The sequence below is a fragment of the Fusibacter paucivorans genome (assembly GCF_018390735.1).
Classification (GTDB): Bacteria; Bacillota; Clostridia; order Peptostreptococcales; family Acidaminobacteraceae; genus Fusibacter; species Fusibacter paucivorans.
On sequence record NZ_JAHBCL010000030.1, the window covers coordinates 15,843 to 30,068 of the forward strand.

14 protein-coding genes are annotated in these 14,226 nt (G+C 42.9%); 11 read left to right on the plus strand and 3 right to left on the minus strand.

Annotated features, from left to right (window positions below; translation table 11 throughout):
- The first annotated feature begins 125 nt into the window (after window positions 1-125).
- Window positions 126-1,874 (plus strand): DEAD/DEAH box helicase, encoded by a 1,749-nt coding sequence (locus KHM83_RS15255; RefSeq protein WP_213237904.1) that lies wholly within the window; start codon window positions 126-128, stop codon window positions 1,872-1,874.
- A 157-nt stretch (window positions 1,875-2,031) separates the two neighbouring features.
- On the opposite strand, the gene KHM83_RS15260 is transcribed toward KHM83_RS15255, so the two are convergent.
- Window positions 2,032-3,246: a class I SAM-dependent rRNA methyltransferase gene (locus tag KHM83_RS15260; RefSeq protein ID WP_246543143.1), complete on the minus strand. Its 1,215-nt coding sequence runs from the start codon at window positions 3,244-3,246 to the stop codon at window positions 2,032-2,034.
- 138 nt (window positions 3,247-3,384) lie between these two features.
- Between KHM83_RS15260 and KHM83_RS15265 the strand changes: the two genes are divergently transcribed.
- Together KHM83_RS15265 and KHM83_RS15270 are read left to right on the plus strand one after the other, a co-directional pair.
- Entirely contained in the window at window positions 3,385-5,085 is a 1,701-nt protein-coding gene (locus KHM83_RS15265) for a SulP family inorganic anion transporter (RefSeq protein WP_213237906.1), read from the plus strand.
- Window positions 5,086-5,143: 58 nt separating this feature from the next.
- Window positions 5,144-6,547 carry a deoxyribodipyrimidine photo-lyase gene (locus KHM83_RS15270; RefSeq protein ID WP_213237907.1) on the plus strand — a complete coding sequence of 468 codons (1,404 nt, stop codon included), beginning with the start codon at window positions 5,144-5,146 and terminating at the stop codon, window positions 6,545-6,547.
- Here the strand turns inward: KHM83_RS15270 and KHM83_RS15275 are convergent.
- Complete coding sequence (locus tag KHM83_RS15275; RefSeq protein ID WP_213237908.1) at window positions 6,501-7,652, minus strand: methyl-accepting chemotaxis protein; 1,152 nt, start codon at window positions 7,650-7,652, stop codon at window positions 6,501-6,503. The two genes, KHM83_RS15270 and KHM83_RS15275, sit on opposite strands and share 47 nt — an antisense overlap.
- A 339-nt stretch (window positions 7,653-7,991) precedes the next feature.
- Here KHM83_RS15275 and sfsA point away from each other — a divergent pair, with 339 nt between their 5' ends.
- From sfsA to KHM83_RS15290, 3 genes are read left to right on the plus strand one after another with little or no spacing between them, the layout of a single operon-like run.
- Window positions 7,992-8,702, plus strand: a complete 711-nt coding sequence (sfsA, locus tag KHM83_RS15280) for a DNA/RNA nuclease SfsA (RefSeq protein WP_213237909.1) — start codon at window positions 7,992-7,994, stop codon at window positions 8,700-8,702.
- Window positions 8,699-8,983 (plus strand): LysO family transporter, encoded by a 285-nt coding sequence (locus KHM83_RS15285; RefSeq protein WP_213237910.1) that lies wholly within the window; start codon window positions 8,699-8,701, stop codon window positions 8,981-8,983. The genes sfsA and KHM83_RS15285 overlap by 4 nt, the downstream gene beginning before the upstream one ends.
- Window positions 8,973-9,563: a LysO family transporter gene (locus KHM83_RS15290; protein WP_213237911.1), complete on the plus strand. Its 591-nt coding sequence runs from the start codon at window positions 8,973-8,975 to the stop codon at window positions 9,561-9,563. The genes KHM83_RS15285 and KHM83_RS15290 overlap by 11 nt, the downstream gene beginning before the upstream one ends.
- Before the next feature lie 123 nt (window positions 9,564-9,686).
- On the opposite strand, the gene tpx is transcribed toward KHM83_RS15290, so the two are convergent.
- Window positions 9,687-10,190, minus strand: coding sequence for a thiol peroxidase (gene tpx / locus KHM83_RS15295; protein ID WP_213237912.1), 504 nt, complete (start codon window positions 10,188-10,190; stop codon window positions 9,687-9,689).
- Between the two features lie 274 nt (window positions 10,191-10,464).
- Here tpx and KHM83_RS15300 point away from each other — a divergent pair, with 274 nt between their 5' ends.
- From KHM83_RS15300 to dapF, 5 genes are all read left to right on the plus strand, one after another.
- Window positions 10,465-10,944 (plus strand): pyridoxamine 5'-phosphate oxidase family protein, encoded by a 480-nt coding sequence (locus tag KHM83_RS15300; protein ID WP_213237913.1) that lies wholly within the window; start codon window positions 10,465-10,467, stop codon window positions 10,942-10,944.
- Window position 10,945: 1 nt separating this feature from the next.
- Window positions 10,946-11,731, plus strand: coding sequence for an inositol monophosphatase family protein (locus KHM83_RS15305; RefSeq protein WP_213237914.1), 786 nt, complete (start codon window positions 10,946-10,948; stop codon window positions 11,729-11,731).
- A gap of 65 nt (window positions 11,732-11,796) precedes the next feature.
- Window positions 11,797-12,369, plus strand: a complete 573-nt coding sequence (locus KHM83_RS15310) for a flavodoxin family protein (RefSeq protein WP_213237915.1) — start codon at window positions 11,797-11,799, stop codon at window positions 12,367-12,369.
- Window positions 12,370-13,209: a carbon-nitrogen hydrolase family protein gene (locus KHM83_RS15315; RefSeq protein ID WP_213237916.1), complete on the plus strand. Its 840-nt coding sequence runs from the start codon at window positions 12,370-12,372 to the stop codon at window positions 13,207-13,209.
- Window positions 13,206-14,168: a diaminopimelate epimerase gene (gene dapF, locus KHM83_RS15320; protein WP_213237917.1), complete on the plus strand. Its 963-nt coding sequence runs from the start codon at window positions 13,206-13,208 to the stop codon at window positions 14,166-14,168. The genes KHM83_RS15315 and dapF overlap by 4 nt, the downstream gene beginning before the upstream one ends.
- Window positions 14,169-14,226 lie beyond the last annotated feature (58 nt).

A 14,226-nucleotide genomic window follows, 5' to 3' on the forward strand; every position in this document is an offset into this window, starting at 1 on the left:
TATGATAACCTATGATATAATGTGTTGTTTAGTAGCGAAACATATGCAGGGAAACTTGCTTCAAATATGAAGATCACGTGCGGGGCACGAATGAAGATCAGTAAGGAATAAGAAAGGATTTATGAATGGATAAAGTACAATTTAGTGCACTAGAGATTTCGAAAGAAATCGTTAAAGCAGTTGAGCAAATGGGATTTGAGGAGACGACACCGATACAGTCAATGGCGATTCCGGCGGCATTGACGGGTATTGATCTCGTTGGTCAAGCTCAGACTGGAACAGGTAAAACAGCGGCTTTTGCCATACCAATGCTCGAAACGTTGGACCCTAAGCAAAAGAACGTACAGGCGTTAGTGCTCTGTCCGACTCGAGAACTCGCCGTTCAGATATCGGAAGAAGTTAACAAAATTGCTAAATTTAAAAGAGGTGTTTATATTCTGCCGGTATTTGGCGGTCAGGATATCGAGCGTCAAATCAGAGGGCTTAAGAAAGGTGTTCAAATCGTCATCGGGACACCGGGGCGTGTATTGGATCACCTTCGAAGAAAAACACTTAAATTAGATCATTTAAAAATGCTCATTCTCGATGAGGCAGATGAAATGCTCAACATGGGTTTCCGAGAAGATATTGAAATGGTTTTGGATGCCGTCGATCACGATATACAAAAAATGCTCTTTTCGGCGACAATGCCGCCAGAAATTTTGAAAATCATCGACAAGTATTTGACAGAACCCGAGATATTAAAAGTAGCGCATAAAGAACTTACGACGCCAAATATCAGCCAAGTTTATTTAGAAGTTAAAGACAGAGACAAACTCGAGATTCTCTCTCGCCTTGTCGATATGTATAACTATAAATTATCCATTGTCTTCTGTAATACCAAGAAACGTGTGGATGAAGTAGCCGATATGCTTCAGGCAAGGGGCTACCTCTGTGATAAAATTCATGGTGATATGAAGCAAACGCTTCGAATTAATGTCATTAATAAATTCAAGCGCGGTGATATCGAATTACTCGTCGCAACCGATGTAGCAGCAAGAGGACTTGATATTGACAACGTCGAAGCGGTGTTTAACTACGACATGCCAACACATGAAGAATATTATGTCCACCGTATCGGCAGAACGGGTCGTGCCGGTCGTGAAGGCAAGAGTTTTACGTTTATTACAAACCGCGATTATCATTTGCTCAGGAGTATTCAGCGTTATACGAAATCTGAAATGAAATTCCATCCAATTCCTAAAATTAGCGATTTGGAAGCCATCAAGCGTGATATATTCTTGAACAAGGTTAAAGATAAAATTGATTCAGGCATTGATCAGAAGTTTATTGAAATCATCGAATCCTTTACGGAGTCCTCGTATTCTGCTGTTGAAGTTGCGGCAGCGCTAGTTCAAATGGAACTCGAAATGGAAGAAAAAGTTGAGATCGATTCTATTGACAACAATCGATCCAGCTACATGCGAAGAGATAGAGACGGCGGGCGTGATGGCGGTCGACGCGGCAACAGTAAGCGTAACGGCAATATGACGCGCCTTCACATTAATGTCGGCAATAGCAGCAATGTCCGCGTTCGTGATTTGGTGGGCGCGATTGCCAATGAAGCGGGCATTGAGGGCAGCAAAATCGGTAGCGTTGATATTTTTGATACGTTCTCTTTTGTTGAAATTCCGAATTCTTATGTGGAACGCGTCATTGAACGCATGGCAAACAGCACGATCAAAGGCCGTGAAGTAAATATCGCGCCTGCAAAAGCGGGTAAGAAAAAAGTATATGGCAATAATTATAAAAAGGATTATAAAAAAGACTTCAATAAAGACTACGATAGAAGAGAGAAAAAACGCGTTAAGTACAAGGGCAACAAAAACGCTTAATGCCGCTGTGACAACAAAATGCACTTTAAGAGTAATTAGAAAACCGCTTTCGAGAGAAAGCGGTTTTTTTAGATGGTGAAAAGCGGTTTAGAAAAAACGTGAAAATGTATTAAATTTACAGGTACGATTCTTGTTAAAGGCCCTGCGAGCAATCTTGCTAATGTGATGGCATCTTCAATTTTGGTTTTTCGATGCGTATCGCGAGTACTTTTAAATAGTTCCCTTCGGGATAGGCATGATTGTATTTAAAATCGCGCGGCTGCTGGAAAGTTTCAACAATTTCAAAGCGCGCACGAGCCAAGTTGAAGCCTTTGCCAATCAATTGCTTGAATTTTGCCATATCGAAACTGGCAGCGTTCGTTGACGCGATAATAATGCCGCCAGGTTCTGTAATGCGTATGGCATCTGCGAGCAGTTCAGGATAATCTTTTTCTGCTGAGAAAGTGAATTGCTTAGATTTTGCAAAACTCGGCGGATCAAGAATGACGACATCGTATTTCAATTTTTTCTTTTGTGCAAATTTAAAATAATTGAAGATATCCTCAATAATAACAGGATGTGTTTCGGGGTCAATACCATTGAGCTGATAGTTTTCTACAACGCGATCACTGGTACGATTGGCGAGATCGACACTATAAACTTGTTTGGCGCCCCCAAGAGCGGCAAATACTGAAAAAGCCCCCGTATAGGCAAATGTGTTTAAGACGGTTTTGCCTTTCGTATACTGATGACGAATGGCGCGTCGAACGTCGCGCTGGTCTAAGAAGAGGCCGACCATGGCACCATCGTTAAAATAAATGGCAAACTGAACATCGTTTTCGCGGACAATAATGGGGAATTCAGCAGGGTTCCCCATGACGAAACCGTCACTTGACAGGTCATCGCCATCGTCATCATAACGTGTTTTTTCATAGATGGCATCGTATTCAACACTTTTGGAAAGTGCTTTTTCAATCAGCGGCTTAAAGTGATAGATTCCCTTGCTGTAATAATTAATCAAATAGTAACCGTTGAAATAGTCAATGGTGAGACCGCCAATACCGTCGCCTTCACCGTTGAAAACGCGAAAGCAGTTAGTCTTTGGATTGTTGTAGAGTCCCAAGCGCTTCTCAATAGACTGATAGATTTTACGGGTAAAGAACCGTTCGTCAATGCGTTCACTTTCTCGGTTTGAAAGTACCCAGCCGAGGCCTTTATTTTGGTTGCCATAGTAGGCCGTTGCAATGAACTTGTTGTTGGTGTCAACGAGTTTGAGCAATGCTCCTTCATCAAGCTGTTCCAATTGATGTGCGCCCATTAATGCTTCTTTAAAAAGCAGCGGGTAACGCTTTTTATATTTATCTAAGTGCTTTTGGTGAAGCTTTATAATCATAATTACCTCCGTATGGATATCATGGATATTATATCTGAAAAAACATTGAAACACAAATGACATATTGTTTTGAAATATACTGTATACAAAGCGATGCGGCAGTGCTAAAATTGTTTTGGAAACTTTAAAGGAGGTTTTATGTCAAAGTTTATACCTAAGTTATGGACGACTTTGCGCGATTACAATAGAGAGCAGTTTCTCGCAGATGTGACAGCGGGAATTATCGTTGCCATCATCGCATTGCCACTATCAATTGCGTTGGGAATTGCATCTGGCGTTACACCTGAAATGAGGTTATGGACGGCTATTATCGCCGGATTTTTTATTTCTGCTTTTGGCGGCAGTCGTGTTTTGATCGGCGGACCAACGGGCGCTTTTATGGTGATCGTCTATGGGATTGTCGTGCAATATGGTCTAGACGGCCTTATTATCGCGACGATCATGGCGGGGATCATACTTATTGTGATGGGTGTACTGGGACTTGGGAGTCTGATAAAATTTATTCCCTACCCGATTACGACTGGGTTTACCAGTGGTATTGCCCTCGTTATTTTTAGTACGCAGATCAATGATTTTTTTGGCCTCAATCTGTCTGAGATTCCATCGGAATTTATCGAGAAATGGGGGGCGTATATTCGTCATTTCAGTCAACTGAGTCTCTCGACAACGTTTGTGGGCATATTGGCGCTTATCGTTGCCATCTTGTGGCCGAAATTTAATAAAAAAATACCGGGATCTTTAATCGCACTCGTTGTGACGACGCTTTTGGTGCAAGTATTTCATTTAGAGGTAATGACAGTCGGCGCAAAGTTCGGCGAACTGTCGCGAGCAATGCCGATGCCGCATTTGCCAGTGGTTTCAATTGAAAGGTTAAAGGAACTCATGAAACCTGCATTTACGATTGCCGTTCTCGGTGCGATTGAATCGCTATTGGCATGTGTTGTTTCGGATGGCATGATTGGCGGCAGACATCGTTCCAATATGGAACTCGTGGCTCAGGGCATCGCCAATATCGCATCCGGCATTATGGGGGGCATTCCCGCAACTGGAGCGATCGCCAGGACGGCGGCTAATGTCAAAAATGGTGGACGCACACCTGTTGCAGGTATTGTTCATGCAGCGGTACTGTTTCTAATTGTCATGATCTTTATGCCCTATGCACAGTTGATACCATTATCCTCGCTGGCAGCTGTTTTGATGATCGTTGCTTACAATATGAGTGAATGGCGTGAATTTGCAGCACTTTTACAGGCGCCAAAGAGTGATGTTGCCGTTTTGCTTATGACTTTTTCACTTACCGTGCTGATCGACTTGGTGGCGGCGATAGAGGTTGGTATTATTTTGGCGGCATTTCTATTTGTGAAGCGCATGGCAGATGCTGCAGATGTCAGCATATTACTGACCGATCGTTTTGAAGACGAGGAGACTGAGCCGCTTCAAAAGATGGAAAAAGATGTCGTCGTTTATGAGCTTAACGGGCCGTTTTTCTTTGGCGCAGCAGATAAATTCGTTGAGGCGCTGCGTGATTTTAGAGAGGATTATCGGGTATTAATCCTAAGGATGCGGCATGTGCCAATCATGGATGTGACAGCGTTTAACGCACTTTTAAGACTTGAAAAACGATGTCGAACGCATCATGTGAAACTTATGATTTCAGGTGTTCAGGCACAGCCGTATAAAATGATGTCTAAAAACGGGTTTGTACAGCGCATTGGTGAAACCTACTTTTACGAAACGATTCACGAGGCCAAAGCGGGTGCCAGAGCATGGATGGCTCAAAATGAACAGACGCGCGATGAACATTTTTTACAATATCTAAAAGAGCAAACGGCTCATTAACATAAGCTGGCGTTTGATCGTTGAGATGATGAAAAATTTGTACACATAATTGAGGTAGATGATGATTGAAGAAGGCAGAATAAAGATTTGGAAGACGGAAGGAATAAAAAACGGTGATCGTGCGCCGCTAGCGCAGTCTTCCGTATCAATAGCAGCATTAGAACCGGTATCTGAATCAAACAAAGTTGTTTACTGGATGCAGTCTGCACAGCGGACGATACACAATCACGCTTTGGCATATGCGATCGAACGTGCAAATGCAATGCAATTGCCATTGACAGTAGCCTTCTGCATCATGCCGAATTTCCCAAATGCGAATACACGGCATTTTCAATTTATGCTTGAAGGACTCTCAGAGACATCGGCGGCTCTGAGTGCAATGGGCTGCGAGTTGCAATGGCGCATTGGCGAGCCTGCACCCTTTATAGAATCGGTTTGCCGATCGGCGGCGTTATTAGTGATGGATGATGCTTATTTAAAATATGAGCGCCAGTTAAAGCAGACTGTTGCTGCAAGCGTTTTATGTGAAGTTGTCCAAGTCTCCACCAATGTGGTGGTACCCGTAATGGCAGCGTATCCAAAGTCGGCTTATGGTGCTTACGTGCTTAGGGCTTCTATTCACAAGCTTATGCCCTATTATGATAAGCCCTTTACGTTGCCGGAGCTCCTGTATAAAACGCGTGAGACGGCAAAACCGATTGATGAATCATTGATGGACTTGTTAAAGTGTGAATCGCTGCCGGCATCATCGCGCTATATCGGCGGTTTTTCAAAGGCAATGGCGATCTTGATGCAGTTTATTGAAACGGGAATCGCAGATTATGCAGATGATGGCAATAATCCGGATCTTATGCGGACATCAGGCCTTAGCCCATATCTGCATTTTGGTCAAATTTCGCCAGTGACAATTATTGAACAGCTTCGCCAGACGGGTTCATACGACGAGACGTTTGTCGAACAGCTAGTCGTTAGACGCGAGCTGGCGTTTAACTATGTTTATTATGAACCTGGCTATGATGAAGCGCTTGAATTGATTTTACCTAAATGGGCCATGGAAACGCTAATCGTGCACATTGGAGATACACGTCCCTATTGTTATTCACTTTCAGACTTTGAAGATGCAAAAACACATGATTCTTATTGGAATGCAGCGCAGCGACAACTTATCATGGAAGGAACTGTTCATAATTACATGCGCATGTATTGGGGGAAAAAAATAATAGAGTGGTCTAAAACACCTGATGAGGCTTTTCAGACCATGCTCTATTTAAACGATAAATACGCACTTGACGGCAGAGATCCAAATGGTTATGCGGGAATTGCATGGTGCTTTGGTAAACACGATCGACCATGGCAAGAGCGCCAGATTTTTGGAAAGATACGTTATATGAATGATAAGGGACTTAAACGAAAATTCAAGATGGCGGATTATGTGGCGCGATATCATGAAGTGACTGAATGAGCATTGCATTTTGTGTTAAAAGATCAAAGATTGCTTTGAGCTCATTTGAAATCATAATGCGCTGTGCATTGGTTTCTTTGTTTTTTTGAGAAATAATATGAATCTGATCATGCTCGGAATCACTTGCACTAAGGACTGTTTCAAGGCGGGAAGTAACACCTGTCATTTTTTCTGTCAACTTTTGACGAAAGGCTTCACCCTCCTGCAAGCTGGCGCGCGTTTGATACATTGCGCCTTCAAATTGTGAAAACGTATCTTGAAGCTGATTAACGTGCTGATAATGCTTCGCTTGAAGGGTTTCAACATTGGCAAGTGCATCCGTTGTATGAATCGAAAGTTTTCGGATTTCCTGGGCGACGACTTCAAAACCTCTGCCCGCTTCACCGGCGCGGGAAGCTTCAATAGAGGCGTTTAACGCCAGCAAGTTGACCTGTGATGCAATGGCGCCGATCGCAGCCAAGCGATCTTCAAATTGCTTTGCAGATTCGAGCAAATCAGCGGCAGTTGTCTCTGCTTCATGAACGACTTTTAAAAGCTGTTCGTTTGATTGATCAATATTGTGAAGCAATGAGGCAGTCTTGTTAAAAAAGTCAGTTGCATCGGAAGCTTCTGCTTCTGCTTCGCTTGAGTGTGTTTTGGCACGTTGCGCAAATGCTGTGAGTGCAGTAATGTCAGAGGAAACACCGAGATTATTATGTCGAAGTGCTTCGTCGAGTGCTGAAATGGTCTCTGCTTTAGCTTCTATGAGCCGATTGTTCTGATAAAGTTGATCAGCCCCATCTCTAAGCTGGGTTAACAGTTTGTTTTGCAGTGCGTTTTGATCAGAGAGAAAGGTTTCGGATTTTTTTATTTCTGCAATGAGCGTGTGATTTTCTTTGTTAAGCGCTAGTGCACGAGATTGGCTGACACCGCCAATTGCTGCAAAAACACCTAGAAAAATAGGTGCAGTGTCAATCATATAGAGCAGTTTGTTTGCATCATGTATCTGTATGAGTGTTTGTAAACTCAAACCTTGATGTTTTAGAAGCAATTCAAGTGTAATGGCACCAATTGGAAAGATTGCTCCAAATAAAAAGCCTATGCCAAAATATTTTCTTATAACCATATGGCCTCCCAATCATTTGCTTTAGACCGGCATAATCAGTCCTGTCGCATATTATGGATGAATAATTCCCCATTAACGTGATGATCAAAGTTATTGCATAAAAAAGATTTTGCTATACAAATACCCAAAAATCACGGTGATTCCACAAGAGATTGATAGGAAAGGGGCATTGTGTGTGTCAGCAAAAGATTATATAATACCTTTCAGAGATGTAAAATAGGATTTGTTGATGAGATTATGGTTAGAGAAGTGGCAAAGAGCCATTAACCGCCGCTTAATGGTTTTACAGGCTGCTTTCGCGGCGATGTTTATTTTTTGACTAAACGGAAAGGAGGCATTATGGTTTATCAGTTCGAAGAACTCATTGAGGGTATATTTATAGAGCGTCCCAATCGATACATTGCAAAGGTGGCAATTAACAATGCCATTGTGACAGTTCACGTACATGATCCAGGACGTTTGCAGGAACTTTTGTACGAAGGCAATACGTGCTTGATTAAATATGCGGCAAGTGAAAAGCGCAAAACGGACTGGGATATGATTGCGGCGAAAAAGAATGACGGTTATGTCCTGATTCATTCAGGCTATCATCGTTATATTGCAGAAGCAATCTTGTCGTCTTCCAAGTGGACACCGTTCGATGCGGTCTACACTTATCGTGCTGAAGTGAAGACGTTTGATTCTCGTTTGGACTTTTGCCTAATGCCTTCTGAGAATGAACGGATTTGGGTAGAGGTGAAAGGCTGTTCACTATCGGAAGATGGTACGGCGAAATTTCCGGATGCCCCAACCGTTAGAGGCCGACGGCATTTGGAAACGCTAATGAAGTTGAAAGCAAGCGGCGATCGTGCCGCGGTGCTGCTTTTGATATTAAGCGAAGCGGAGCGTTTTGTCCCTAAGCGCGATACAGATCCTGATTTCTACAAGACCTTTTACGAAGCGATTGCACAAGGTGTAGAAGTTTATCCAGTTAAAGTAACTTTTGATCGACAGGTTAATGGCTTGGTTTATGGCGGCATGATAGAAATAATGGCGTGTGAAGCGATATGATGATTGTCTTATATATGGCGCTGCTCTTAGTGGGGGCATGGCTTAGTTATCGCAATAGAATAAATGAAGTGTGGTATAAACGGCTGGAGCCGATCCAAATGTGGTGTCTTTACTTCTTGCTCGTTGTCATGGGTATGCGTATTGGTTCAGATCGTGAAATCTTAAGTGCTTTTTTTCAGATTGGGCTTCACGCAAGTGTTTTTGCGGTTTTCTCAGTTGCGGGCAGTGTACTCGTCGTTTACGGTATGCTGCGCATGGTAGGAGGGCGGGATGACCGGTAAAATTATGCTGGCGGTTGCCATCGGTGTTGGATTGGGATTATTGCTGCCGAGTGAGATCAGTAGTGCTTCAACAATGCTTCTAAATATTGGTCTCTGTGTGCTGCTCTTTTTTGTCGGTATTGACATCGGTCGCAATAAGACAATACTTCAGACAATTAAGCGTTCTGGCATTTTCTTCATTATGGTGCCGCTTGGAACCGCTGTCGGTTCTATTGGCGGTGCAATGATTGCGGGATTATTCCTCGGTTATCCTGTGAATGAGGCGGGAGCGGTAGGTGCCGGATTTGGATGGTATACGCTTTCGGCTATTATTATTGCACCTTATCAGGCAGAACTTTCAGTATTGGCTTTTCTCACCAATATTATGCGAGAGATTATTGCAATTTTAACCATTCCCATACTTGCAAAACGGCTGGGTCATATAGCGGCGATTGCACCATCTGGCGCAACGGCAATGGACACGACGCTACCGATTATTTCAAAGCACACTTCCGGCGAAACCGCTGTGCTCGCTTTTGCAACCGGGCTGATATTATCGCTGATGGTACCTGTTTTAGTGCCGTTTATACTGAAGTTATAATTTGATACGACGATTTCACATCATACTGGATTGTATAGACGAAAAGAAGCCTTGACGCGGATCGAAAATGGATCACATGTCAAGGCTTTTGCTTTAAGAGGATAAAGAGTGATGATTGTTTGATTATTCAAGTGTTTTAATAAAGTCGAGCACTTTATCATAATCAGGATGCGTGCCGACTTCTTTTACATATTCAACATAACGGACGACGTTGTTAGTGTCGACGACGACAATACCTCGACTGAGCAGTCTGAGTTTATCAATGGCAAAACCGTATTTCATGCCAAAATCCAATGTTTGATAATCGGACACGACGATAGCATTTTCAATACTGTTTGCAACACAGAAACGCTGTTGTGCAAACGGCAAGTCGACACTGATGGTTAAGACGACGATATTTGGATCTTTTGTTGCTTCTTCATTGAACTGAATAGTTTGAAGTTCACAAATTTTTGTATCGACGGATGGGACGACGCTGATAATTTTTAATTTGCCGTCAAGAGAATCGAATGAAAAAGGAGTCATGTCTTTATTTACTGCTGTAAAATGGGGCGCTTGATCGCCAACTTTGATTTCGTTTCCGAGTAATGTGATGGGCTTGCCACCCATGGTAATATTTGATCTCATATTTTTGACCTCCATTGTTTATGTACGTTCTATATGTTGCCATTTCCGTTGCGAATAAACAGCAAAACGGCAATATTCACAAATTATTCATAATAGGCCGCAGGATTCGCTTGAAAACGGTTGATTAATGGTTCATAACATAATAAACTGTTCTATATGGTTGAATTAAGCAACATGTTATCCACACAAATTGTGTATAAACTCAAATATCTGGGGATAATCCACAAATACTTGGGCATAAATACTTAATATTTTTTTCATAAGGAGGCTATCAATGTTTAAAGCGATGCGACGCGCAGATAAAAAAATGACTGATGCACAGGTAGAAACGGTATTGGCAGAGGCCGGTTACGGTGTTTTGGGGCTGACGCTGCCAAGCGGCTACCCCTATGCGGTTCCGGTGAACTATGTGTACAAAGATAATGCGATTTATATTCATTGTGCAGGCGAAGGACAGAAACTCGATGCGATTCGTCATTCTGAAAAGGCGATGTTCTCTATCGTTCACTCTGAAAACGTCATCAAGAGCAAATTTACGACGGCATTTGAAAGCGTCATGGTCTTTGGTACTGCCGAAATCATTGAAGCGAGCCATGAAAATGCAGGTCCGTTAGCATTATTTATTGAGAAATATTCGCAGGATTTTAAAGCTGAAGGCATGGCTTATGTTGAAAGAGCCGCTGCGAAGACGACTTTGATTAAACTGTCTATTGAACATCGAGAAGGCAAGATCAACGATAGAAAAGAGGCGTAAAATGCAAGTGAGCGCTGTTTACGTACCGATTATCGAGTTGATTCGAGAAGTGGGCGCCTATCAAAAGGCAGCTTTTATTAGCAGAGCTTTTGATATTCATACGAAATCATCAGCGGTTGATCTCGTGACGGAGATTGACCTATGGAGTGATCAAAAGCTTGCAGCAGGTATTCGTTCGCTTTTTCCCAACGATCGGCTGCTCACTGAAGAACAAGGCGGATTTGAAGGGAAGAATACCTACGAATGGATTGTTGATCCACTGGATGGGACGACGAATTTTTCGATAGGGCATCCGATTTTCGCTATATCGGTTGCGCGCTGGCAAGAGGATAGACCTATTTTTGGCGCCGTCTACTTGCCAATGTTGGATATACTTTACACGGCAGAGCGCGGTAAAGGTGCTTATCAAGATGATCGCAGGCTGACGGCCTCCAAACAGACAGCGCTTGTAAAGAGTGTTCTCGGGACGGGATTTCCGTATGATCGTGCCACGGCGGTAAACAATAACGGCGAAAATATTCGAAAAATGGTGCCGAAAGTAAAGGGGTTGCGAAGACTTGGTGCGGCAGCCTATGATCTGTGTCTAGTTGCCTCAGGCGTTTACGATGCCTTTTGGGAGCTCAGACTTGCAAAATGGGATTTAGCGGCTGGCCGACTGATGATAGAGGAAGCGGGCGGTACCTTCATTGCAGCTTGCGAAGCGGATAAATACAATGTCATTGCAGGTTCGAAGGCGCTTTGCGAGCAACTGTCACTATCGCTGAATATGCGCAATGATGTGGGCTGATATTAAAGTGCATGTTGTTGACGATTGAAATGATATCATAGAGATGAAAGGGCAAAGGCGTAACATTGAAAAGAGCACTCATTATCATGGGAAGTCATAAGCGACATGGCAATACGCACGATTTGGTGTCTTATTTGGTAGAAGCACTTTTTGAAAGAGACATTCAGTCTGATGTTTTAGACATCAATCAATTGGCGATACAGCATTGCTTGGACTGTGGACATTGTACAAAACATTATGCAAGCTGTGTTATTGCAGATGACATGAAAAAGGTTTATAATGCTTTCAAGCAAGCAAACTATATTATATTTGCGTCGCCGGTTTATTTTAATGGGGTGACGAGCAAGCTTAAAACGCTTGTCGATCGGTGCCAAATGATCTTTATGTGTCACTTTTCACATAGCAAGTCATTTAGAACATTGCCCGGCAAGGGGGCGATTATTTCAATTGCAGGTGCCGAAGCCTATCCAGATCAATTTTTAGGATCAGAGAATTCACTAGGTCTTGTCTTTAAGAATCTGGATATGCCATTAGCGTATCACATGAAGTTATCTGGCACGGACAATTGTGCAGTGCTGGACAGGGAAGTAGATATTCGAGAAGCATTGGCCGAAATGATTTCGGCGTTGGAGGCGTAAATGTCACGAAAACTTTGTTTAGGCGTTATACAAATGGCAGTTGATGAGCAGAAGGCAAACGCGCTGAAGAAGGCGGTATCCAATATCGATTATTTGTCGACAAAAGGCGCAAATGTCGTGGTTTTGCCTGAAATGTTCAATTGCCCTTATGAAACGCTTCGGTTTCCAGACTATGCTGAAACGGCAGGCGGCACTTCTTATCAGACGATGGCGGAGGCGGCGAAGCGCAATGGGATTTATATTATTGCAGGTTCTATGCCAGAACGAGAAGGGACGAAAATTTATAATACGTCGTTTATTTTCGGTCCCGACGGTAATTGCCTAGGACGCCATCGAAAAATGCACTTATTTGATATTGATATTCAAAACGGACAGTATTTTATGGAGTCAGAAACGCTGACGCCAGGCAATGATGTCACCGTGGTGGACACCGAATTTGGAAAAATCGGCGTTGCCTTATGCTATGATGTCAGATTTCCTGAATTGGCGCGATTAATGACGGAACAAGGTGCAAAACTACTCATTTATCCTGCGGCATTCAATATGACCACCGGTCCAATGCACTGGGAGCTCCTGCTGAGGAGTCGCGCGGTGGACCAGCAGGTCTTTACCGTGGGCTGTGCCCCCGCAAGACAGTATGATTCGAGCTATATTTCATATGGCAATTCGATGATCGTAAGCCCTTGGGGCGATATTATGGGTAGACTCAACGATGAAGAGGGGTATTTGTTGGGCGAAATTGACTTTGAAGAGGTTGCACACGTTAGAACGCAGCTACCGGTCATCACACAACTCCGAAAAGACTTATATGAACTAAAACTTTTGAAGGAGTCATTATGAAACTAATTAAATCGCAGGGAACAGGTAACGATTTCATCATTATTGATGAAACAAAAGATTTGATTCCCGCAAAATACACCCGATCATTTATTGCAGAACGACTCTGTGATCGCGATAAGGGGATTGGCGCAGATGGCATTCTCTATGTAAGCCATAGCGACAAAGCAGATGCCAAAATGCGTATTTTTAATGCGGACGGGTCAGAGGCGCCAATGTGCGGCAATGGCCTTAGATGTTTTTCACGTTATGTGATGGACGAACTAGGCGTAGATGTTATTCAAGTAGAAACCATGGAAGTGATCTACAAGGTCAGATGCGTTCCTACATTTGATCAGTATGTTAACGGCTATGAGATCATGCTGAATAATGTGGTATTCCATGGTAAGACGGACTTTATTAAAGGTTATGAATCTGAGTTTAACGGACCTTATGAATTTGATTTTGTAACGATTACCAATTTTCATGCGGTAACGCTCAATGGCATTGAGCCGCCATCAGATGAAACGCTAAAAGCATACGGTGTCTTTGCCAATGAGGCAAAACAATATTTTGAAAATGGCGTCAATGTTAACTTTGGGACGATTCTCGCTGAAGACAAGCTTTATGTCCGAACTTATGAACGCGGGGTCGGTATTACGAAGTCCTGCGGGACTGGTATGACATCGACAGTGACAACCTATGCGTTAAAACATGACCGCATGTTTAAATGGATTGAAGTATACAATGACGGCGGCAAAATCAAGTGCTATATTGAGCCAAATGGGAATCATTACAATGCGCGCTTCGTTGGCAATGCTACCCATGAATTTGAAGCGGAAGTCGACTTGGAAGAACTGCTGGAAAGCAGTGAAATCAGGATACAGCCGAATATCTTTTTAGAAGAAGCGCAACTCTTCGAGGCGTTTTACAACAAAACGCGTCAAGAAATTGCAAAATTGAATTATGATCTCGAAGCTTAAATTGAGTCATATAGTTGCATGTAAGGCAATTGTATAATTGCCTCATCTGAATATGATT